This window comes from Alteromonas nitratireducens (assembly GCF_040812025.1).
Lineage (GTDB): Bacteria > Pseudomonadota > Gammaproteobacteria > Enterobacterales > Alteromonadaceae > Alteromonas > Alteromonas nitratireducens.
Map to the genome: position 1 here is coordinate 76,539 of NZ_JBFNPK010000014.1, position 23,571 is coordinate 100,109.

Genomic DNA, 23,571 nt, shown 5'->3' on the forward strand with positions numbered 1-23,571 from the left:
AATGCCAGAGAAAAGGCGAGAAGCAGAAAAAAATGAGAAAGGTTGTTGGAAAGTTTGAGTTCTCTCTCTGAATTAACTACAGATACTCGTCGGATGCCCGAGGTTATGTGGCAACAGATAAGCAGTGTTGATAGCTTACCCGATTTGTATCCCGGCTGGGAACAACTGCTGAAGAGAGCTGCGTGTGATCCCCTGTTTAATTCTCCCTTATGGGTAGATACCTGGATTAAACATTACTGGCAACCTCACTGGATACTGAAAGTAAATTATGCAGTCTGCAACGACGAAGTCGTTGCGATTGTGCCGCTTTATGTGCAGCCCTCTTCATCGGCGCTACTTCCTTCTGTCTGCTTTCTGCTTGGACAAGGTGAGCCTGAAGTGGCTGAGATAGCATCAGAATACCAGGACGTTATCGTAAACCCTGACTACGCCAGCGCGCTCCACAAGGATATCGCACTATTTCTTACACAGGCCGCGGGCGAATTTCGCGGACGTGCACTGCTAAGCACATCGATGGTGACGGCAGCGTTATCATCTCTGCCATGCACGACCCGACACGCGACCCGCTATATTATCGACAAGACGAACTGGACACGCTCACTGATGACAAAAAACCTGCGCAGTCAGGTAAAGCGTGCGGAAAATAAACTTAAAAAAACAGTACATCAGTTTTACTGGGTTCATCGCGACAAAAAAAAGCAGGCATTTAGTCAACTGGCCCGGCTTCATAACAAACGCTGGCACCAGCGTTCGCAGACTGGCGCTTTCTCAGGTAACCAGTTTCTCTCGTTTCATCAAAACCTTATAAAAAAAAACGATGTGACCAGATTAGCCGTGCTGGCGATTGAAGATGAAATTATCTGCATTCATTACTATTTTGAACGGGACAATACCCTCTATTTTTATCAGTCCGGATGGGACCCCGACACCTCGACGCACTTCTCTCCCGGTTTACTTTTACATTGTTGGGCGATAGAGAACACAAACTGCCAGTATTATGACTTTATGATGGGCGCTGAAAACCATTCCTATAAATCACGTTTTGGCGCAAGCCGGGTCCCCATGGTCAGTATCACCCTACCGCTGTCTTTCGTTGCAAAAACGTTCGCGAGTTTACGCCACATAAAAGCACGACTGCAGGGCCTGAAACGGCCCCTTGCTGATGCTTAGCATTCTCGTTCGGCCTGGCTTTGTAATTTAAAAGGTTGGTCAAACAGCGCCTTGTACCTTCCTGAGAAAACGTGCTCATACAGTGCAACATATTCATCCGCCATTCTCTCTATAGAAAAGTACGATAAGCCGAGCCGCGTTTTTTCAATATTGGTAATATATGCCTTCGGGTTATCAGCAAACGCTTTTATTGATTCGCACAGTGCCTGAGGTGACAGGCCTGTTAAAGGCGTTGCACCTTTACCGGCCGTTTCCCGCATGCCCCCCCGATTAGCATACAGCGCTGGCAACCCAAACCGACGCGCTTCCAGCGTTACCAGGGGGCATGCCTCCAGGATCTGCGTAGGAACAATGAGGAAGTCGGCATCCTTGTAATACGGAGACGGATCTTCCTGATAGCCGACCAGCCTGATCCGCTCTGACAATCCGTTTTCCAGAATGAATTTCTGCAGAGGTTCAAAAGACGGCCCCGTGCCGACAACGGTGAGCGTTAAGGCGTTATAATCGTTATCTTTGGCAAGCAAGGAAAAAGCATTCACCAGATTATCGATACCTTTTTCAGGTGTTAAGCGTCCGACATAAAGCGCTTTTTCAGGCGTGCGGGGCTTTCGACGGTAAGGCGTAGAAACATCACTGATGCCATTATGAATAGTTGTTACAACCTCTCCATGCAATGCCCTATTTCTGGCAGTCACTGCATCGGAGACGCCAATAATCACTGTTGGCCCGGCATTGACCGTTCGTAATAACCGACGTATCCAACGCTTCCAGGATGATACCGGGGCATGGCCAAGTCGGTGCTCTGTTTTTATCCATCGTCTGCCAGGCCTGAATATTGTCAGCAAATACAGCGGGATATTTCCGTAATAAGAATGTGTATGAAATATGACCCTGTCGTACTTGCGTGACAATTTCCAGAGCGAGAAAAGCCAGGTCAGGCTGGTAAAATCAACCATGCGCTGATGCTCGGGTGATTTTGACGACGCGGGCGTGAAGCTTTTATAGAACTGAAAAAAGTCTGTAGTACCTGTCAGTTTTTTTTCTATCAGGTCAGGAAACTCATCCCACCAGGAGAATTGTCCACTTGGCGTATTGCAAAAAGAAAAAACCGCAGTGTTCGTTTTTCCGGAAGCCATCGCTATATCCTTATATCAATGTGCCTGCCTACCAGTAAACCATACCTGAAAACAGGATTACAATTGCATTAACGCGATGAAAGGTACTTTTGGTTGGGGAGATCAGGTAGACTTTGTGTGATTGGAAAATATTTACTGCACATTTCATGCAGTTCGTTGTGGATAGACGGCAATGCAACAACAGATTGGAACGCAGCCCCGGGCACTCTCATCGCCATCTCAGTCTCAGGCTGGTCTGGCATTTTTCTTTCTGTTTCTTTACACCATATCGGTATTGATACGTCCCCACGAGTTTTCGCCAGAGACGGCAGAATATGTTTTTATCAAGGTATTCGCGATTACGTCTTTTGTGCTGACGTTACTGACGCTGCGCCCGATAAAACTGCAACCACAGCATCTTATGCTGATAGGGCTTACGCCATTCATTATTGTATCCGGTTTTCTTAACGGCTGGGGAATGGGTGGTATCGAGCAGTCTGAGCGCCTGATCACCTCATCAATTATTCCATTTTTTCTCTACACGTCGCTGGTAACCTCAATCAAGCGACAAAAGCTACTTATGTTAGTGTGTCTCGCTGCTGCCTGGATGATGGTTTACAACGGCCATATACAGCAAGCGTCATTCGACGGAATCAGAGGCTATGGACTGGGCGACAGTATTACCGTTGGCAGAGAAGAAATGCGTATCAGTTATCTGGGCTTTTTCAGTGACCCGAATGATCTCGGTATGTTTATCGTCATGTGCATCCCCTTTACCGTTTATTTGATGGTAAAAGGCGGTGGTGTAATGAAGTTACTGATGCTAACAACGCTCATAGCGATTGGTTACGGTATATATATGACCGGAAGCAGGGGAACCCTTTTGGGCGCTCTCGCGGTTATTGCCGCTTACTACTTTATCAAAAAAGCTGGCGCCAAGCTGATTATCACCGGTGCTGCGCTTGCACCGGTGGTAGCAACTCTGATGGCCTCTTTTGGTGGCCTGTCATCCGATGATTCTTCAGCGCATGGGCGCCTGGATGCGTGGTACGACGGCGTATTGATGCTATTACATAATCCTGTATTTGGCGTTGGCATGGGTAACTTTATGGAAGAACACGGTAAGGTTGCCCACAACTCTTATATACATGTTGCCGGAGAACTTGGGATCCCCGGTTACTCCTTATGGGGCACTGCACTCATTCTGAATATGCTGGCCGGTTATGACATGATCAAAAAGCACAGCAACTGGAAGGCCCCGGATGAGAAAACCCAGCTACTTTATAACGAGGAAATGCTGGTTAATAAGGTGCTGTTTTATTCGATGGTCGGTTTTATGGTCACCGCTTTTTTCCTGAGCCGGCAGTTCACATTAACCATGTTCATTTTTATGGGTATGCAGACGGCAAGCCTGGTCAGAATTATCAGAGTTCGTCCAGAACTCGCGTATGTCTTCCAAAAGAAGAACATTCTGAAAAGCCTGGGGATGGCATGGTGTATCATTATCGCTGTTTATATGGCGCTGAAGGTGGGGCTGTAGATCACGGTGAGGAAATTCCCTCACCGTCTGACATGCTCTGACTAGGACCGGTTGAATAATGAAAAGTCCGGGGCTCCTAAACCCAGCTTGTCCGCCATGATAGAGAAGTGCTCCTGATAAACAGATACACACTGATTTCTCACAGCCATTAACTGTTCTTCACTGAATGACACTGCTTTTTCCACTGCATCAGGGATATTTGCAGGAGCGACATCTCTGGGCATACCCTCAAGATCCCATGCATTCATGTAGTTAATTTGCTTTCTGACTGTCAAAATACCTACGCGAGGCGTGTTATACGCAATCGATGTAATAACACCATGCAGGCTGGTTCCCATATAACATGCCGCATGTTTAAGAAGATATATGGTGTCGTAAACATTACCTTCATCATATACCGCGCATTCTGTTTTTTCCGAAAGCAGTGCTTTGACGCTCGCGATGCCAACGGAGTCCTCATGCCCTGCGGCATTTCCAATTGCCAGGAACACGACAGGGACTCCCGTTCTTTCGAACAAGCTGTCCAGCGCTTTAGCGAATGCTTGCTGGTTTTTTACCGCCCGTGGCCCTGACACCTGAAAAATATAATACCCTTTGCCATGATTAAGGCGATCCACTAATTGCTTCACGCTATCACTAACACGCTCATCGATGGCTGTATCATCATAGACGGTCGAAAGCATACACACAGAATCGGGCGCCAGCATAACCTGCGTTTCCGGCGAAGTTGCCTTCACCGTTAATGATTTGGAGAACTCATCTCTTACCGACAGAAAATCTGCGTCTTTCAGTGCCTCGCCAACTTGCTGTAATTCAGCATCGGAGAGACTCGACAGGCTGGTTGCGCCAGCGGAGTTATACACTACTGAAGACCCAGCTGGTAACAGCGACTTCGGTACTGTGAAAGGAAATGGCGATTTCAATCCCATCCGCGAACAGATAAATGCGCGCGTTAATGAAGGAAAAAAGCGGGCAATATAACTTTCGACTACCCGGCTCATAGATTCAGATAACAAGTAGCTGTAGGCCGACACCCAATCGCACCCAATGACGTCGCCTCCCGCAAGCATAAGAACTGAATTTTCATCCATTTCTGCCATCATGCTTTTCGCACTGATTGTTTCGAGCGCGCCAACATCAGTCAGATTACTTTCAACCAGTCCGCAGGTGAACACCTCCGTTGTGGGATACACGCCTTTAATCAGCCGCTCCATCACCATTGGAAACAACAGGTCTCCATAATTGTGCCGGTCAAAGGCACCATACAAAAAAAACTTCATAACTATCCTTTTCTCTACGACCGTTGGAGCTTCATTCGTTCCAGTCTTCTGAATACGCTTTTTTTCAGTGCAATTGATGGAGACTCGACAAGAATCCAAGAAAAGTAAGCGAAAACCAAAGAAACAAAAAATGAAAACATCATGTGTTGGTAAATACCTACATCAGGCCACAAATACACCAGTAACTGCTGCACAGGCCATGCATAGATATACATACCATAGCTATAATCACCCAGCTTATTGTAGCGCAATGCAAATTCTGACTTATAAAAAGCAAGGTAGAAAATGAGGTAAGGAAGCACAAGTGTGTAAAAAACATAAAATTGCGTTTTAACAAAAGCAATAAGCAATAACACACCGCAGACAAACAACCAGCCCTTCAGAGGAATAAAGCGGGCAAAGACGAAAAAGGCGCCGCCATAAAAGAACAGAAATAGAAAACGCGATAATTTCCAATAGAAACCAGAGTCTTCTCCTGTGATGAACTTCAAGTAGAAATGCCCGCACATCGCGATAAACGCTATGATGACAACAGCCCCTTTGACGAATATCTCAAACCCCTTCCCCCGCAACCTGAGCACGAGACCAGCAATACCAAGAAAGAACAGTACGGCATACATCCGTAATTCCCAGGGAAGGGTCCATAGTGAGCCATTCACGCTGTTATCAAAGGGCTGATTAGCGAAGACGCCACCTAGTTCCTGATAATCTGTGAGAATAATCGTTGAGTTATAGAACAAGAATTGCAGCGTAGCACTGTCGGCTAAATACGAAGCGACTGAAAGTTCGGTGACAGCAAGCCCCATCAGCACACATAAGAAAACAGCCACCCACAATGCAGGATATATCCGCAGAAAACGGGAAACGCAGAACTCAACAAGATCTTTTCGGAATACCAGACTCCGTGTGACTAAAAAACCACTAACAACGAAAAAAATATCGACCGCGATATGCCCGGCTGCGAGACCAATGACCTGCTTCAAAGGCTCTAAATCTCGCAGGCCTGATACCAACGCATAGGAATGACTGAACAAAACGGCGCTAGCCGCTATCATCCTGATTAAATTGAGGTTGTTATCTTTTCCCTGAAGTGCGCCGTCGATGTTCATAACGTCCTCTGAGTAATCGCTTTGCCGTTAACGCCTTATCAGGGCTCTCAATTCAGCAAGCCCAGCGCGGTTTATCACGGCTGCAGTAAGTGTGTACGCCACAGCCCCTACCCCAATGTATATCAGCAGATTTAAAACAGACTGTTCCGTAAGCACCATTTTGGTTGCATACACCGCACCGGACATTATGACACCGCACCCTGCTGATTTCAGAAAGTTAACCAGCAGCTCTCCGATAGAAACTCCCACCTTTTTGCAGTTTCTGGCCAGTATGAATAAATAAGCGATGGGAAATGACAGCGCCCACGCCAGCGAAAGGCCCACCGCGCCTCTGTCGATCATCAGTATCAACCCGCCTACGAGTAAGCACGTTGCGATAAGCACGTTCACTATCATGTGTGATACAGCATCCTGACTCTTGAGAGCAGGGTTAAACAACTCGTCACTAAACCGTAGCGGCATGATAGAAAGGATGATAATGGCTGGCAGAATTGCATTATTCCACTTATCTCCCAAAATAACCGGAATGACCGTGTCAACGACACTTGCTAACCCCCAAAAAATAGGGATGGTCAAAGAAAAGCAAATCCGCTGCGACTTGAGGATATAAAAAGACACACTTTTCTTGTCGTCCTGGATGGTAGAAAAAGCCGGAAACGCCACCTGCTTAAGTAACGGCAATAGTTTACGCTGAGGCATCAGGGCTATTTGTGTTGCAACAGCATAAAACCCCACCTCAGTCAAAGATAGCACCCGCCCCGCAATAAACACATCCAAATGCAGCAGAATGTAAAACAGCGCTACATGAACGGATAACATACCGCCAAACCGAATATGGCTGCCAATTTCCTGAAAGCGAAACTGTGGAAGTAAAAAAACCGGTTTGATAAACAACAAAAATACAGTACGAATCGAATAGTTGATGATTTCGCCAATAATAATTGCCCAAAAGCCAAAATCATTGTACGCCATGATCAAGGTAGATATAGAGGCAACGATATTGGAGGTGGCTGTGATCATGGACTCTTTTTTAAATTCCATGTCTTTATTGAGCAACGAGCCCGGAATGATGGCAAATATATTGATTAGCAGAATGACGGAGTTAACGTACAGAATGTTTGTTACCTTGGGCTCGTCGTAATACAGGCCCATCGGCACCGCGGTCACTATTTGCAAAACAAACAGAAAAGCATGAAAAAGGATAATCAAACCAAATACTTGCTGCAGTTTCGCCGTTGTTAACTCGCGGTCCTTAATGATACTTGCAGTAAACATAGCCCCTGTGAACAGGGTTAGAAATCCAGACACCACATCCGACATTGCTACCAGCGCATAATCCTCCGGCAACAGCATTCTTATTACCCAGAACGTTGTGATCCATCGAATTGCCTGAGTCGCGATTTTGCCAAGCGCCACCCATTTTAGAGAGTGCATTACCCTTGATTTCAGGGAACTATCGTTCATTCTCTCACCTGGTTTTTATTTAGTTTGAAACACGACGTTTGGCATTTTGTAACGCCCTGAGCAACGGCGACGGGACTACTGTGTATAACCAGCCGTTCAGAAAGCACGACCAATCAGGTTTTGCACGATGTGCGTCGAAAAATGCCTGTTTCGCTAAGTCAAAGTCAGAACTAAACACATACGAAACCGCATACTTAAGATGAAGATCATGTTTAACAGAATCCCAGTCTACGTTTTGTGCACCGGGTAAGTTAAGTGCGATGATTTTGTCGAGACACACTAATTCCGCATCATGCATTTTCTTATCATTCAATGAATAGTTGTCGCCATGAAAGACATGTATAGCAAGATGCTCAGGAACAAAGTCGACCTCAAAACAGGCAGACAGCTTTATCCACAAATGCCAGTCGTCAACGCCCATCAGCGCTCTGTCGTCATCAAAACCACCCACCTGTTCAACCGACGATTTCCTGACCACAGCCGTGCAGCATGTCAGCATGTTTTGCATCACCATGTCAGCAAAAACGTGGCCTCTTTTTTTATTGGTAAAGCCGGGCTTGCTGGTTTTGTTATACAGCTCATAGCGCGCTTCCGCGCCACAATACACTAACCCAACATCTGGGTTAGCAAACAATGGCACCTGCTTTTCCAGTTTAGTGTCATACCACAGGTCGTCCTGATCACAGAACGCGATAAACTCGCCACTTGCCTGTTCCAGGCCGAAATTCCTGGCGTTGGCAACACCACCATTTTCTTTATGAAATACACGAATTTCGGGATGCGCGTGCGCAAGCTGGTCGAGGACCGCAGCACTGTCATCGGACGAACCGTCATTGATGAGCAGCACTTCAAATGAAGGGTATGTTTGCGATATCAGGGTAGCAACAGTCTTCCGTATGTACTGTGCGCCGTTATAAACCGGCACAATGATTGAGACCATCCCTTTATTCATGAATTTCTGCTCCTGTAATACGATTGTTGGCTCAATCACCCTGATTATCGGGCAATAGTAGCCCGTGAGCGTTCCTGTGCCAATACAGGCAGGGTAAAAAGGCAAAACAAAACGTTGTTTTCGGCCTGAGTTTCATGGATATAATGGGTAAAAACGGGCTTATTATCAGACTAAGCCAGAAACGTAAGGAAACATCACCTCATGTCACTGTACCCAGCGATTTTTCGCTCAATACTGTTACCCGCACTTGATGCGGTAAAAGGAAAAGGGCTTGGGGCACTGGTAGATGAATACGAGCAGCACCTGACGTGGTCTGCTGATGATATTCTCGCGCTTCAGTGGCAAAAGACACAGTCTTTACTTCATCACGCTTACAAGCACACGCGTTTTTACCCCAGAGTATGGGCTGATGCAGGTGTGCAGTCTGCAGAGGACATCCGGTCCATGGATGATTTTTCCCGTCTGCCTCTGCTTACCAAAGACCTGGTCAGGCAACATTATGATGAACTGGTATCTGATCTCCATCCGCACAACATAAAAAAAAGCACCGGCGGCTCTACTGGTCAGCCGTTTCACTTTGAACTGGATCTGGAAAGCAATACACGTCGGGAAGCTGTGATGTGGCGCGGATATGGCTGGCTTGGCGCAGGTTTAGGAACCCGCACCCTGTTTTTGTGGGGGGCCGACCTTGGTCAGCCTTCACGAATAAAAACACTGAAAGACGCGCTTTATCACGGGTTTTATAACCGCACCATGCTGAACTCCTTCAGAATGACGCAGGACAATATGCCCGACTATGTGCGACGAATTAACACTTACCGTCCTAAAGCTATCGTAAGCTATGTGAACCCGCTGTATGGACTGGCAAGGTTTATTCAGTCTGAGGGACTTCGGGTTCATTCACCCAATGTAATATTAACCGGCGCTGAGCCACTGCATGATTATCAGCGCGAAGTGATTGAAGCAGCCTTTGGATGTCCGGTGCACAACACCTTTGGCTGTCGTGAATTTATGCTTATCGCTGCCGAGTGTCGCGCGCAGCGTCAGTTACACGTTAATGTCGATCATCTGGTCGTCGAGACCGTCAATGCAGCAGGTGCATCAGTCACCGGCGAATCAGGCGATCTTGTCATTACCGACTTACATAACTACGGCATGCCATTAATCCGCTATCTTAATGGCGATCGCGCCACCCTTTCTGACACACCATGCTCGTGTGGCAACCCGCTGCCAGTAATGAACAGTGTGGATGGCAGAAAGCTGGACGTAATTAAAACCCCCAGTGGCAGACTGATTCCGGGAGAATTGTTCCCGCATATGTTCAAAGAGTTTAAATCTGTTCAGCGTTTTCAGGTCAGACAAACCGAGCTGTCGTCGGTCACAGTTAAACTGGTATGCCCGGACGGGCTGCTGCAAAGCGATATCGAGCGTATTCGAAAAGAAATAGACAAATATGCCCAGGGTGAACTGACAGTGCATCTCGACTTTGTTGACGAGATTCCGCTGACCAGCAGTGGCAAACACAGGGTTACCATTTGTGAAGTCTGATAAACCGGCATTACTGATAGTCACCAATCTCTATCCCCTGCCGTGGGAACCCAACAGAGCGACATTTAACCGTCAGCAGTTCTCGCAGCTGGAAGAAGACTACGCGCTATACTTTCTCATTCCGGTTCCGCTACCTGTTTGGTGGAAGCACCGTCATGATATTCCCCTGCAGGACAACATCCGTATTGTGCCGCAATTGTATATTCCTAAATTCGGACGCCGCTTTTACGGCCTGTTGATGTGGTGGTCGTTGCGCCTGTTTGCCGGAACGTGGCTTGAGCATATCAATCCCGACAAGATACTGGCCAGCTGGGCATATCCTGATGCGGTGGCGGCAAACAAAATCGCTCACTGGTTAAACACGCCATTTTATTTCAAAGTACATGGCAGCGATATCAATATGCATGGCACCGTCCCTGCCCGTGCACGTCAGATTGTTAGCATGTCTCGCAGTGCACGCGGTATTCTCTCAGTATCGAAGGCGCTGAAGTCCGCAATGGTGAGTCTGGGCATACAGGAAAATAAAATTCATACCATTTACAACGGCGTGAATCATGATCTGTTTTCCTCGCCTGCGGCGTCACCTCTCGACGAACGCTATGTGCTGTATGTCGGCAACCTGAAACACGACAAAGGTGTGATGGAATTATTACGCGGATTTGCCGCACTGGCTGATGCTCAGCCAGACCTGCATCTGGTGTATGCGGGTAACGGGCCGATGAAAGCGGAAATAGAAGCCTGGTGCGCCGCGACCCCGTCGCTGAACGGTCGTGTAACGCTGCTTGGGCAGGTTAATCATGCTGCATTACCCGCGTGGATTCAGCATGCCACAGCACTGGCTCTGCCGAGCTATAATGAAGGCGTACCGAATGTGGTACTGGAGGCCATGGCCTGCGGCACACCGGTGCTCGCTACCCGTGTCGGCGGCATCCCGGAAGTACTTCCGGGCGATTGCGGTGTACTGATTGACCCTCGTAGCGATGAGGCAGTGACCCAGGGGTTAGCTGAACTGCTGCAAACCACCTGGAACAGCGACACCATTAAGACGCATGCGCAACGCTTCACCTGGTCAAGAAACCGGGAGCAGCTATTGCAACTGCTGTCGCTTTAGGCAACACTTTCGACAGCAATAAACCGCGTCGTCTTACTTACTGTGCGCGATGAATAACTAGAATGATAAATAACCAGCATGCTCCGTAAATTAATCAATACCGTCCGAAACGCCATTCTGGGCACCACACTGCTTGAGTTTACCGGGCACCCGGGTGATCGCGCGCTTTACCTTACGTTTGATGACGGCCCCTCTCCTGGCATCACTGACAAGTTACTGGATCTGTTTCAACAACAGGGTGTGAAAGCAACGTTTTTCGTCATTGGAACGAAAGTGGACCGCTACCCTGAACTGACCAAACGGATCATTGATGACGGGCACACTATCGGTAATCACTCGTACTCGCACCCAAACTTCGACACGCTGCCCAAAGCGGCGCAGTTTGCAGAAATTGACAAGGCCAGCAAGGCGATAGCAACCCATACCGGTGTTAGCAGTAATTTATTTCGTGTACCGCGGGGGCGCTGGCCACTGAGCCTGCTGATAAGGCTGAAAGCCAGAAAGGTTCGCTGTATCCACTGGACAACGGACTCAATGGACTATACCGATACCGATCCGGACAGCATCACGCGACGGGTAGTGAACAGCGGCTTAAAGCCAGGTCAGGTGTTATTGTTCCATGACGATGCCTCGTTGTGTCTTGACGTGATGGAGCGCTTAATTCCTCAATTAAAAGCGATGAATTTTTCTTTAAAAGCAATGGAATCGACAAAATGAATATCCTGTTTCACCACAGAACGCGCGGAAAAGGCGCAGAAGGCGTGCATATCAGAGGGGTGACAAAAGGACTTCGCCAGCTCGGTCACACCGTTTCTATTTTGTCACTTCCGGGGGCTGAGCCCGAAGCTGAAGAACAGGCAGCACCGGCAAAAACACCCTCACCAGGCGCAACACCGGCGCCCTCTGCCGACAAAAAGGCAAAGCCAAGCGCTGCTGCTAAGCTGGCAGATGCTACAAAATATGTGCCGGAGTTCGTTTTTGAATTAATCGAAATACTGTTTAATCTGATTTCTGTTTTTCGCGTCCGGAAAGCCGTTCGACAGCATAATGCACAGGCCATTTATGAGCGGTATTCGTTGTTTTTGTTCAGTACGGTATGGTGGGCTAAGCGACACAATATTCCTGTGGTTCTGGAAATCAACGATTCCTGTTTAGTACACCGGGTCCGACCGTTATTTTTTAAAGGGCTGGCCAGACGCTTCGAACGATGGATTTTTCAGAACGCAACCGGATTGGTCTTCATTTCAACTCAGTTTAAAACAACAGCAGAAAAAGGGTACGGCACCATCGCACCGTGCGTCGTGTCGCCCAATGGTGCAGACCTCGATGCGTTTCAGCCTGACGATTCCCGCCGACAGGCGCTTAGGAAGCAACTTAATATTGATGACAAACTGGTGCTGGGTTATGTCGGCGCATTTGTTCACTGGCACGGTATTGACTGGTTTGTTGAGGAGGTCGCTTCCCGGCTGAAGGCGCACCCAAACCTGGTGCTGTTACTGGTGGGTGATGGCGTGTGTTTTGAGCCTATTAAAGCACTGGTGGAAACTCATGACATTCAGGATCAGGTACTCCTGCCGGGCCGCGTACCGCATCATCTTATTGCAGATTATATTGGTGCCATGGATTATGGCATTTTGCCAGACTCAAACGACTATGGCTCACCCATGAAGCTGTTTGAGTTTATGGCCATGGCAAAGGGCATGGTAGCGCCTGACTTTTCGCCGGTAGCAGAAGTGGTCAAAGACGGAGAAACCAGTTGGCTGTTCCCTGCCGGGGACCGAAAAGCCTGTATCGAGAAAACGCTTTCTCTGGCAAGTGAACGCGCTGCGCTGGACACCGTAGGCGCCAATGCCCGCCGTTACATCGAACAGGAACGACAATGGCGTCATAATGCCGAACAATTGATGACCCTGATTGAGAACGCATCATGATTAAGCAGGATTTTGCGCGTAAACGAGAAATATTTGAAGAGGACGGCGCATCCGTAGGAACGCTTCGCCTGATGTTGTCTGACGGCACGTCTGCCAATGTCATTTATCGGATGGTTCGCTGGTGCGCCAGATACCGTCTGATTCCATTGTGCTATGCCCTGCAGTATCTCAATAAACTGCTGAACAGCTGCGTTATCGGGTACGGAGCACAATTCGGCAGCGGGTTTGTCATCATGCATCCGGTTGGCATTGTTATTAATAGTAAGGTCCGCGGCGGTAACAATATTACGCTGGAAAGCGGTGTTGTCATCGGTGACGAGAAAGGTCAGTCTCCGGTCCTCGGAAACAATGTATTTGTTGGCGCCGGCGCCAAAATAATCGGCCCCGTAAAAATAGGCAACAACGTTAAAATTGGCGCCAATGCGGTAGTCACCAAAGATGCACCGGATAACGCCACAATGCTTGGCATTCCTGCTAAGCCGCTGGTGAAAAAACAGGAAAGCCAAGCGTGATTGAATTTCTTTTCTGGTGTTCAGCCCTGTTGATTATCTACAGCTACTTTGGCTATCCGTTACTGTTGATGGCGGTCGCCCGCCCACCGGCAAACCAGACCGACGATGTGAGTGATGACGCACTACCACCGGTCACTATTGTCATTGCCGCATATAATGAAGAAGACTGCATTGAGGCGAGGATTAAAAACCTCGAAACGCTGGATTATCCTTCCTCTCTGCTAACGGTACTGATTGGCTCTGATGGAAGCAAAGACGCCACCCCCGCAATACTTAACCGCCATGCCAACGGTATTATTCAACCGGTAATATTCACCGAAAATCGTGGAAAAACCAGCGTTATCAACGACCTGATTAGCCGGGTAGAGACCGATATTGTGGTTATGTCTGATGCCAATACGGAATTTGCCCCCGACGTCATTCGCAAGCTGGTGCGCCATTTTTCAGATCAACAGGTTGGTGCCGTATGCGGTGAGCTCAACCTGATTGAAGCCGGTAATACGACAAACAAAGACGGCGTCTACTGGCGCTATGAACGGTTTTTAAAGCAAAAAGAAAGCTATCTGGATGCCTTGCTGGGTGCAAACGGCGCTAATTATGCGTTCCGCAAGGCCGCTTACACGCCGTTACCCACCAACACTGTGGTTGATGACTTTCAGGTTGCCATGAATATTGCCAGGGCCGGATACCGGGTGATTTACGATGCCGAGGCTAAGGCGACAGAAGAGATCGCGCCCAACCTGCAGTCAGAGGAAGGGCGTCGTATTCGTATTGGCGCCGGTAATTATCAGGCGTTTCTGGCCAACCTGTGGGCGCTGAACCCGCTCATAGGCTGGCGATGCATTGCTTACATCAGCCATAAGGTACTTCGATGGTTTGCTCCGCATCTCCTTATTCTGGCTGTCATTGCAAACCTGTTACTTTTACCGCATCCTTTTTACTCGCTGACAATGGCTGCACAGGTTCTGTTTTATCTCATGGCCTACTGGGGCATTAAGCAGAAAAAGCGCGGTAAGACTGTGTCCAATATCGTCGCCATCCCAGCGTTTTTTGTGGCGATGAACTGGGCACTGCTGCGTGGATTTATCCGATTTTTACGCGCTGATATAAGTGGCGCATGGCAAAGGACTCAACGATGATTTTCTTCATGCTGATTGTTGTCGCAATCGCTGTATTAACCCTGGCGTTTATTGCCGTTCTCAAGAAAAAGAACATGGCCGGCTGGTTGCCGAATTATGTTCGCCAGTGCATGAAAAAAGAGGAAGACATTGCGGGGCCTGTCCACATTATCTTTTCTTTTGTCGATCACTATGAACCTCAATGGGGCAAGCCCAACAGTCTTGAGGTTGAGCGACAGCGCGTTGACCGCTGGATGAAAGACTACCCGGCTATGGCGTCTAAACACAAAGATGCCGACGGTTTTCATCCACAGCACACCTTTTTCTTTCCCGAAGAAGAATACCGTTTCGAGCATTTAAACAAGCTGGCCAGGCTGTGTCGCGACGGATTCGGCGAAATAGAAGTTCACCTGCATCACCATGATGATACCCGTGAAAATCTGACGCGATTGATCAACGGCTTTATGAAAACCCTGCATGATGACCATGGCGCGCTGGGTCGCAATCCCGACACCGGCGAACTGATGTATGGCTTTATTCATGGCAACTGGGCACTGGATAATTCCGACCCGACAGGAAACAACTGTGGCATTAACGATGAGTTACTGGTACTGAAAGAAACCGGCTGCTATGCCGATTTCACGTTTCCGTCGGCGCCACACCCTACGCAGCCGGACAAAATAAACAGTATTTATTATGCCAAGGACGATCCAAACCCTAAATCACACAACACCGGTGTTGATGTGGAAGTGGGCCAGCCTGAATGGGGTGATCTGATGCTGGTCAATGGTCCGTTAATGCTGAACTGGAAAAAGCTCAAGAAAGGCATATTCCCACAGATTGAAAATGCAGACATTCGTAAGGGAATGGAACCCACCCGGGATCGCGTTGACCTTTGGGTGAAAGCCAATGTGCATGTGAAAGGCCGGCCAGAATGGAAGTTTATCAAAGTACACACCCATGGAACGCAGGAGCGCGATATGGACGTGCTGCTCGGTCAGCCTGCAGACGATATGTTCAGTTATCTTGAAAGTGCCTACAACGACGGTGAGAAGTACAAGCTCCATTATGTGAACTCCCGCGAGATGTATAACATTATCAAAGCAGCGGTAGATGGAAAAAGTGGCGATCCGGGTCAGTATCGTGATTACTTTATCAGTCGCCCTGAGTATAAGGTGACAGAAGAGTGAAAGTACTGTCACTGACCAAACGCCTGCTGTGCGAGGCGGGTTTAACGGATGTACTGTGGTCACTGCGCCCGAACGGGCTATATTGCTTTAACTTTCATCGCATTGGTGACAGTCAGTCAACCGACTTCGATCCCTGCGTATTTTCCTGCAACAAAGATGACCTGCGTCAGTATCTGACATTTATCAACGCTAACTTTGAGGTGATTGATATTCCTGCTTTGCATACGCTCATTGAGTCAGGCAAAGCGCCGGATAAACGGTATGCGCTAATCACGTTTGACGATGGCTATCGCGACAACTTTGACAATGCCTTCCCGGTGTTACAGGAGCTGGGGTTAAGTGCCGCCTTTTTCATTACCACCAGTCTGATTGGCTCAGCGCAGTTACCCTGGTGGGACGAGATTGCCTGGTATGTGAAACACCTGAAAGGCCGTACACTCGATTTACCCGGGTTTGACGTCCCGATAACCATTCCTGAAAAGATCACACCAGACGTCATAAAGAGTGTGCTGAGCAGGGTGAAACGCCACTCAACCGACTTTGATGCATTATTAACAGCATTAAAAGAAACCAGCGGCGGCCAGGTTCCCTCATTGTCGTCCAAACAGAACCTGTTTATGACATGGGAGCACTTGCGCGCTCTGCTTGACGGCGGCATGAGTATCGGCGCTCACTCTCATTCACACCGTATCCTCTCATTTCTGTCGATGAAAGAGCTGGAATTTGAGTTGTCTCATTCAAAGCATATTCTGGACTCTGAGCTGAATACTGAAATAAACACCCTCTCCTATCCGGTGGGCAGTGCCCATACCTACAACGAGATGGTGTTGCTTACTGCCAAACGTCTGGGCTACCGATCGGCGTTTAGTTTTGGTTCCAAGATTAATGTGAATATTGCAGACAATCACATGGAACTGGGCCGGTTCTCAATCGACCGTCCTTTCGACGAAGCGTGGTTTAAGAAGCTTTGCCTGACATCAGGCTGACAAAAAAGCCGGTTTAGTTTCCTAAACCGGCTTTTTTCAGGTTTGTTGCGTTATCTTCCTTTCCCAAACAACACCACTTCAACCGTTCGAATCAGAATAAGAATGTCTAGCAGCAGACTTTGGTGCTTAACGTAGTAAAGGTCAAACTTGAGCTTCTCCATCGAATCTTCGACACTCGCGCCGTAGGGATAATTTAGCTGCGCCCAGCCAGCAAGACCTGGCTTAACATTATGTCGCTGATTGTAGTATGGTACCTCGCGCACCAGCTTTTCGACAAACTCCGGCCGTTCTGGACGCGGGCCGATGAAGGCCATCTCACCTTTGAAAACATTCAGTAACTGTGGCAGTTCATCAATGCGGTATTTACGAATAAAGTGGCCGATACGGGTGACGCGATCATCATTTTTTGTCGCCCATTTCGCGCCATCTTTCTCTGCATCGGGACGCATGCTGCGAAACTTGATGATCTTAAACAGTTTACCGTTTAACCCCACCCGCTCCTGCTTGTAAAAAACAGACGTTTTGGTACGCCGGCCGTCATCAAGCCAGATGATCACCGCAGTAAACAGCATAATCGGCCAGACAAAGAAAAAGATAAAGAATGCCAGCAGGGCATTCAGGCTGTAATCCAGCGCATCACGCAGGTAGTTATTGCTCTGGAAACCATTGGAATAGATAACCCAGCTCGGGTACATCAGGTTAACCACAATCTGCCCGGTTTCACGCTCCATAAAGTCCAGCAGATCGGTGACTTCGATACCACGCAAACGGCTTTCAAACAGCACGTCTACCGGCAGTGTACCGCGGCGCTGGTCACAGGCAATCACAATCTCTTCGATATCATTGTCATTCAGGAACTGCTGCAGGTTTTCATCCACTTTGACATGAATAATCTTTTCTTTGTGGATCCCTTCTTCGCGGTTATCACCCGGAACAGGAATAAAGCCCAGCAGTTCAAAACCGATGCGGTCAACATCCCGGCGCATTCGCTTCTCAATAATTGAGGCGCGTTCACCGGCACCCAGTACTACAATCCGCACTTTACCCAGACCAAGCAGACCAAGACGGTGAGTGAAGTAACGGAAAACCACCAGGGTAACGATAATTGCGCTGACCGAAACAGGCAGGAAATACGGGTCCATGACCAGATCATCAAACAGAGCACGGCTTATCACCTCAACCAGGAAGTAACTTAACCCGACACTCACAAAAATGCGCCGGATGATACCCCTGAAGGTTTCGCGTAATTTGGCCTCATACAGACCAACAGACAATGAGCACACCAGAATACACAGGGTCAGCAACCCCAGGTTGACGACCAGTTTTTCGATGGATACGGGTTCGCTGAACCCCAGATGGATAAGAATGAAGTGGGATAGGTATCCGACGTAGGCAATCAGTAACGCCTCTGTAACCACTAATATGTTTGAGCGTTTACTCTGATTTTTCTTGTGTACTGCCACGCCTCTCTCCCTGCAGCTTGATAACCGTGTCTATCATATAGATTATTTTAGTCATAGACTACTGTTTACGATGGCATTATAGTGGCATAGAAAATCGTCATACAACAAAAACCAGCTCTTACAGAGTGAAGGATTTAAACATGGACAGCTTGAAACGCCCTCTGCAGACACTCCTGGCGATCGCCGTTGTTTTGGTGACAGGTTGCAGTTCATCGAACTCGCTCCCGCAATCTAAAACACGCCCTTCGCTCACCACCAACGTCGACAACTATCAGTACCTCATCGGTCCTGGCGACACGCTTACCATTTTCGTATGGCGAAACCCGGAAGTATCCGGTCAGTTTATTGTTCGTCCTGATGGCAAGGTCACCACCTCACTGGTTGAAGACATTGATGTTTCAGGTAAAACGCCCACCATGCTTGCACGCGAAATTGAAGAGCAGCTTTCAACATACATCAACAACCCGCGCGTAACGGTGAGTGTAAACAACTTTTCAGGTCCGTTAAGCGAACAGGTCCGCGTGATTGGTGAGGCGACCAATCCGAGTGCCGTGAACTACACGGAAAACATGACCCTGCTTGATCTGATGATTGCGGTTGGCGGCCTGACAGAGTTTGCAGACGGCAATAACGCAAAGCTGGTACGTGTTGTGAACGGGCAGGAAAAAACCTACGAAATTAACATCGACGACCTTATCAGAGACGGTGACATTACCGAAAACGTCGACATGTTACCGGGCGATATCGTTATCATCCCAGAAGCCTGGTTCTAATAAAGCAGTAAATGGAAGTCTGATTACATGCAGGATTTACAGCAAACGCTCACCCAGGCGCTTGACTATGTCAAAGGGATCTGGATAAAGAAGCGATATGTAATGATTTGTTCCTGGCTGATTTGTCCTGTTGGGTTTGGCCTGGTCGCCATCCTGCCGGATCAATATTCATCCGAAGCCAGGGTTTATGTGGATACGCAGTCTGTACTCCAGCCCCTTTTGAAGGGGCTTGCTATTCAGAACGATCCCAAACAAGAAATTGAAATGATGACAAGAACGCTGCTTAGTCGTTCTAATGTCGAGACCATTGCCAGGGAAAGCGATCTGGACCTCCAGGCAAACACCAGCGCAGAGTTCGATGAGCTTGTTACCGAGCTGACGAAAGAGATTCAGTTATCCGGCACCACCCGCAGCAACATTTTCAATATCACCTACTCGCATCCCAGTCCGACTACCGCGCAAAAAGTGGTACAGGAAACCCTCGACCTGTTGGTTGAAGGTACGCTGGGGAATAACCGTCGCGATACCGATACTGCCGAGCGCTTTCTGAACGAGCAAATTGCCGAATACGAAAACCGGCTGTCGGAAGCCGAGCAGCGGCTGGCTAACTTTAAGCGCCAGTATAATGACGTATTGCCACTGGCCGGTTCCTTCTACAACCAGCTCCAAAAGATAGATGAAGACCTTGCCGGAACCCGGCTTGAAATTAAGCAGACACGACAGCAGGCGGATTCTCTGAAAGCACAGTTATCCGGTAACAAGTCAGCCGACAGCTTTGGCGTGACCAGCGAAGAAGAACCTGCGCTGAGAACCCGCTATGATGATCGTATTCGTGCACTTGAGGAAGAGCTGGACAGACTGCGTTTACGTTTCACTGACAAACACCCTGATGTCATTGAAACCACTGCCTTGCTTGAAAGCCTGGAAGAGGCGCGTAAAAAAGAAATCGACGCGTTCATGAATGCAGACGTCGACTCATCGTCGCAACCGTTGAGTGAACTGAATCGTGAACTGAAGCTGGAAGTCAGCCGGCTTGAATCCCAGATTGCCTCGCTCAAAGTAAAAGAGCAGGACCTGGTCACTAAGCGCGCTGAACTGGAGTCTAAGGTAGACCTCATCCCGCAAATTGAGGCGGAGTCTTCTGCCCTCAACCGTGATTATGAAATTACCAAGGATAAATACGAAGAACTGTTGTCACGACGCGAAGCGGCCGACATTTCCCGTCGCGCGGATGTATCGTCAGAAGACCTGCAGTTCCGTATTATCGAGCCGCCAATGTTGCCACTGCGTCCGTCAGGCCCTAATCGCCTGCTATTCTATACGGGTGTGTTGTTCGTCGGCTTCGGTGCGGGCATTGGTCTGGCCTTCCTGATTAGCCAGCTGAGTCCGGTGATTGTCAGACCAAAACAGTTGTTACAGATTACCAACCTGCCAATCTGGGGTACGGTGAGTCATTTGAACAAAGAGGCGCTGGACAAAGCAGCCCGCCTGAGACTGATTGTGTTTTTAGTGTCATCCGGCACCATTGTTTTAATGTATGGCGTACTGATGACGGCAGAAATTCTGAACGTGGATATTGTTGATAAAGTAAGGAGCGTTCTATGACCCGCAATACGATAGAGCAGGCCTTACAAAAACAAAAGGAAGCACGCGAAAAGCAAAAGCTGGCTGAACAGCAGCAGGCGGAAGCGTCACAAGCGGCACCTGCACCTTCATCAGAACCTGCGCCGGCGCCAGCATTGCCTGTTACCAACGAAACAGACGGTGGCTCACCCAATTTAAAGCCGTTTAATATTGATTTGGACAGCCTGTCAGGAAAAGGGCTGGTGTCGCTCTCGGGTGACCGAAAAGCGATTAATGAAGAGTACCGTGAAATTAAGCGAAAGCTGCTGACAAACGCGTTTGGCAAGCTGTCAAAAACGCTGAAAAATCCGAACATCATCATGGTATCCAGCAGCCGCCCGTCTGAGGGGAAAACCTTCACGGCGACTAACCTGGCACTGAGTATCGCCTCTGAACAGGATAAAACGGTGCTGCTGGTAGATGCTGATGTGCTGAAACCCAATGTGCTTGCTACATTGGGGCTTGAGCGCCGAAAAGGGCTAATGGAATACTTAACCGGCGATGTGAAAGACATTTCCGAGGTACTCTACCCCACCAATATTGATAAGCTGAAAATCATACCCGCGGGTAAGTCACACCATCTGTCTACTGAATTACTTGCCAGTCAGAAGATGCATGACACCGTGGACGAGTTCGCCAACCGTTATCCTGACCGCGTAGTGATTTTTGATACACCGCCAATGATTGGGATTAACGAGTCAGCCATTCTTGCCAGCTTCGCCGGACAGGCGGTGATCGTGGTAGAAGAAGGCAAAACGAAAATTTCAGATATCAGACACTCGGTAGAAGGCTTGAATCCAGACATGGCAATTGGCTTTGTGGTGAACAAGTCGGTGCATGTCGACTCTGAGGGAACAGGTTACTATGGCTATTATTACGCTGAGCGCAATGACTAACGCATTGCCGTCCCACAGCAGAATATCCCGACATGTGCTGGCCTGTGCCATTGCATCAGCCTTACTGGTCCCCGTATCCGTTCAGGCAGCAGGTCTGGACGTGCGAGCCAGGGTCAGTGCAAAGACTATTTTTCAGGAACTAAAGCCTGCGGAGCAGCAAAAGCGCTCCCTGACAACGCTCTCAATAGAGCCGGAAGTCACCGCCACTTACGAATCCCGAACGCTGAACGGGCTTTGGCAAGGCAGCCTGAATCATCTTGACCGGGATCGCGAAGATGTGGGGCAGACCGACAATTACGGTGAATACAATTACGATGTTCGCTGGACCCCGCTGGACAACCTGTTATTGTTTCAGGCTAACGGAGCACTGACCTATCAGAATGCAAACGCCGCTAACTTTCTGGTTACTGACGTACTGACAAACTCACAGAATTTAGTAAAAGCGCGATCCAACCGTTACTCGGCAAGTTTACAACTGAATAATGGCAATTATGTGCGCGGTACCGGTACCCTGTCTTATTCTGATGTTCAAACGGAACGCGCCGTGTTCACCAACAACCAGGGGCTCGATAACGATACCTACCTGGCCAGCGGTTCATTACGTAACGGTGAGCGGGCATCGCGCTTAATCTGGAACGTGAATGGCGACTATGTGGTAACCAAGCGTAATGGATTTGTTTCATTTCAGAGTGACTTCATCAGCCGCAGCGGTGATGCTGCTGTAGATTACATGGTGTTACGCAACTGGGGGGTGCGTGTTAACGCAGCCCATGAAGCAAACCAACTTTCGCAACGCACTGACACGGCAAGCCGGGTGCGTGAATTCAACAGCTATGGTATCGGTCTGACGTACCGCCAGGGCGAAAACCGGTATATCGCGGTTACCGCCAACCAGACTGATTCCAGCGTTGCTGAAGATGATAACATAGACTTTGTGGGGGTTGATATGGCGTGGGCGCTGAGCAGCCGCAGTGACGTGGCAGCAAAGTACAGTCGCCGTTTTTTTGGTGAAACCGCGCAGGCGTCTTTCAACTACAACACCAAACATTTTCGCTCATCCTTTCGCTACAGTGAGGACGTGACGAATACGTCCCGACTACTGGCTAATCCTGAGAATCTTGGCGTTTTTGTTTGTCCGGTAGACTCCTCTGCCCTGGCGGAATGTTTCCAGCCCGCCAGTCTGGGTTATCAGCCAGGCTCCAGTGAGCGTCTGGTTCAACTGACAACCCAGAACATTGAGTTTGATGACAACATCATTGTCAGAAAGTCAGGTAATGGTGAGCTGGGTTACAGTTTTTCACGGGTGACGCTTGGCATATCCGGGCGTTATTCGGAAGACAACTTCATTGACGATGACCGGCTCATACGTACCTATTCTGGCGGTGTGTCACTGGCCTATTCACTGGGCAGCTATACGCAGCTTACCGCCAAGGTTGACTATGCCGACATAGAACAGCGCTCGACTGACCTGCAAAGTGGTTCAAGTCAGAACTGGAATTCGAAGATAGGTCTTCGCCGTGAAATCGGACGTTATCTGGTTGCTGATCTGGATTTTTCCTACCTGGATAAACGTGGCGACCTGGCGATAGGCAGCCTGTTTGGCCCTGAGTATACCGACCGGCGGGTATCTCTGAGTATCAGCTACCGGTACGAGTAAAAAAAGGCGGTGATTTGAAGTGACCCCATAAAGTTGGACTCATTTCTAAGCGGCGACCAAGGCCTGATTTCGATATTGTATCGGACTCAGGCCTTTTAGTTTCAGCTTAATACGTTCGTTGTTGTAATAGTCG

21 protein-coding genes are annotated in these 23,571 nt (G+C 48.6%); 14 read left to right on the top strand and 7 right to left on the bottom strand.

The window, feature by feature from the left end; translation table 11 throughout:
* The first annotated feature begins 105 nt into the window (after positions 1-105).
* Positions 106-1,170 (top strand): GNAT family N-acetyltransferase, encoded by a 1,065-nt coding sequence (locus AB1N33_RS12610; RefSeq protein WP_411271912.1) that lies wholly within the window; start codon positions 106-108, stop codon positions 1,168-1,170.
* Here the strand turns inward: AB1N33_RS12610 and AB1N33_RS12615 are convergent.
* On the bottom strand, positions 1,167-2,126 hold the full coding sequence (locus AB1N33_RS12615) for a glycosyltransferase (protein ID WP_411271913.1): 960 nt from the start codon (positions 2,124-2,126) through the stop codon (positions 1,167-1,169). The two genes, AB1N33_RS12610 and AB1N33_RS12615, sit on opposite strands and share 4 nt — an antisense overlap.
* A gap of 352 nt (positions 2,127-2,478) precedes the next feature.
* On the opposite strand from AB1N33_RS12615, the gene AB1N33_RS12620 reads away from it, so the two are divergent.
* Complete coding sequence (locus tag AB1N33_RS12620) at positions 2,479-3,825, top strand: O-antigen ligase family protein (RefSeq protein WP_411271914.1); 1,347 nt, start codon at positions 2,479-2,481, stop codon at positions 3,823-3,825.
* 41 nt (positions 3,826-3,866) lie between these two features.
* Here AB1N33_RS12620 and AB1N33_RS12625 read toward each other — a convergent pair whose 3' ends face one another.
* From AB1N33_RS12625 to AB1N33_RS12640, 4 genes are read right to left on the bottom strand one after another with little or no spacing between them, the layout of a single operon-like run.
* Positions 3,867-5,105, bottom strand: coding sequence for a polysaccharide pyruvyl transferase family protein (locus AB1N33_RS12625; protein WP_411271915.1), 1,239 nt, complete (start codon positions 5,103-5,105; stop codon positions 3,867-3,869).
* 14 nt (positions 5,106-5,119) lie between these two features.
* Positions 5,120-6,214, bottom strand: a complete 1,095-nt coding sequence (locus tag AB1N33_RS12630; RefSeq protein ID WP_411271916.1) for an acyltransferase family protein — start codon at positions 6,212-6,214, stop codon at positions 5,120-5,122.
* Between the two features lie 27 nt (positions 6,215-6,241).
* Complete coding sequence (locus tag AB1N33_RS12635; RefSeq protein ID WP_411271917.1) at positions 6,242-7,678, bottom strand: lipopolysaccharide biosynthesis protein; 1,437 nt, start codon at positions 7,676-7,678, stop codon at positions 6,242-6,244.
* A 19-nt stretch (positions 7,679-7,697) separates the two neighbouring features.
* Positions 7,698-8,630, bottom strand: a complete 933-nt coding sequence (locus AB1N33_RS12640; RefSeq protein ID WP_411271918.1) for a glycosyltransferase family 2 protein — start codon at positions 8,628-8,630, stop codon at positions 7,698-7,700.
* A 201-nt stretch (positions 8,631-8,831) separates the two neighbouring features.
* On the opposite strand from AB1N33_RS12640, the gene AB1N33_RS12645 reads away from it, so the two are divergent.
* From AB1N33_RS12645 to AB1N33_RS12680, 8 genes are all read left to right on the top strand, one after another.
* Positions 8,832-10,178: a phenylacetate--CoA ligase family protein gene (locus tag AB1N33_RS12645; protein ID WP_411271919.1), complete on the top strand. Its 1,347-nt coding sequence runs from the start codon at positions 8,832-8,834 to the stop codon at positions 10,176-10,178.
* Entirely contained in the window at positions 10,168-11,289 is a 1,122-nt protein-coding gene (locus AB1N33_RS12650) for a glycosyltransferase (RefSeq protein WP_411271920.1), read from the top strand. The genes AB1N33_RS12645 and AB1N33_RS12650 overlap by 11 nt, the downstream gene beginning before the upstream one ends.
* A 78-nt stretch (positions 11,290-11,367) precedes the next feature.
* Positions 11,368-12,006 (top strand): polysaccharide deacetylase family protein, encoded by a 639-nt coding sequence (locus AB1N33_RS12655; protein ID WP_411271921.1) that lies wholly within the window; start codon positions 11,368-11,370, stop codon positions 12,004-12,006.
* A complete protein-coding gene (locus tag AB1N33_RS12660; protein ID WP_411271922.1) occupies positions 12,003-13,220 on the top strand; it encodes a glycosyltransferase family 4 protein in 1,218 nt (405 codons plus the stop codon). Before AB1N33_RS12655 ends, AB1N33_RS12660 begins: the two co-directional genes overlap by 4 nt.
* Positions 13,217-13,732, top strand: coding sequence for a serine O-acetyltransferase (locus AB1N33_RS12665; RefSeq protein ID WP_411271923.1), 516 nt, complete (start codon positions 13,217-13,219; stop codon positions 13,730-13,732). Before AB1N33_RS12660 ends, AB1N33_RS12665 begins: the two co-directional genes overlap by 4 nt.
* Positions 13,729-14,871 carry a glycosyltransferase family 2 protein gene (locus tag AB1N33_RS12670; RefSeq protein ID WP_411271924.1) on the top strand — a complete coding sequence of 381 codons (1,143 nt, stop codon included), beginning with the start codon at positions 13,729-13,731 and terminating at the stop codon, positions 14,869-14,871. Before AB1N33_RS12665 ends, AB1N33_RS12670 begins: the two co-directional genes overlap by 4 nt.
* Entirely contained in the window at positions 14,850-16,040 is a 1,191-nt protein-coding gene (locus tag AB1N33_RS12675; protein WP_411271925.1) for a hypothetical protein, read from the top strand. The genes AB1N33_RS12670 and AB1N33_RS12675 overlap by 22 nt, the downstream gene beginning before the upstream one ends.
* On the top strand, positions 16,037-17,026 hold the full coding sequence (locus AB1N33_RS12680; RefSeq protein ID WP_411271926.1) for a polysaccharide deacetylase family protein: 990 nt from the start codon (positions 16,037-16,039) through the stop codon (positions 17,024-17,026). The genes AB1N33_RS12675 and AB1N33_RS12680 overlap by 4 nt, the downstream gene beginning before the upstream one ends.
* Positions 17,027-17,076: 50 nt before the next feature.
* On the opposite strand, the gene AB1N33_RS12685 is transcribed toward AB1N33_RS12680, so the two are convergent.
* On the bottom strand, positions 17,077-18,489 hold the full coding sequence (locus AB1N33_RS12685; protein WP_411271927.1) for a TIGR03013 family XrtA/PEP-CTERM system glycosyltransferase: 1,413 nt from the start codon (positions 18,487-18,489) through the stop codon (positions 17,077-17,079).
* Between the two features lie 140 nt (positions 18,490-18,629).
* On the opposite strand from AB1N33_RS12685, the gene AB1N33_RS12690 reads away from it, so the two are divergent.
* Genes AB1N33_RS12690 through AB1N33_RS12705 form a run of 4 tightly spaced genes read left to right on the top strand, consistent with a single transcriptional unit; the run spans position 18,630 to position 23,438 of the window.
* On the top strand, positions 18,630-19,262 hold the full coding sequence (locus AB1N33_RS12690; RefSeq protein ID WP_411271928.1) for an XrtA/PEP-CTERM system exopolysaccharide export protein: 633 nt from the start codon (positions 18,630-18,632) through the stop codon (positions 19,260-19,262).
* A 27-nt stretch (positions 19,263-19,289) separates the two neighbouring features.
* Positions 19,290-20,867 carry an XrtA system polysaccharide chain length determinant gene (locus tag AB1N33_RS12695; protein ID WP_411271929.1) on the top strand — a complete coding sequence of 526 codons (1,578 nt, stop codon included), beginning with the start codon at positions 19,290-19,292 and terminating at the stop codon, positions 20,865-20,867.
* Entirely contained in the window at positions 20,864-21,781 is a 918-nt protein-coding gene (locus AB1N33_RS12700; RefSeq protein WP_411271930.1) for an XrtA-associated tyrosine autokinase, read from the top strand. The genes AB1N33_RS12695 and AB1N33_RS12700 overlap by 4 nt, the downstream gene beginning before the upstream one ends.
* Complete coding sequence (locus AB1N33_RS12705) at positions 21,750-23,438, top strand: porin family protein (protein WP_411271931.1); 1,689 nt, start codon at positions 21,750-21,752, stop codon at positions 23,436-23,438. The genes AB1N33_RS12700 and AB1N33_RS12705 overlap by 32 nt, the downstream gene beginning before the upstream one ends.
* A 45-nt stretch (positions 23,439-23,483) precedes the next feature.
* Here the strand turns inward: AB1N33_RS12705 and AB1N33_RS12710 are convergent.
* The coding region (locus AB1N33_RS12710) for an IS3 family transposase (RefSeq protein WP_411269965.1) at positions 23,484-23,571 on the bottom strand (88 nt) is incomplete at its 5' end.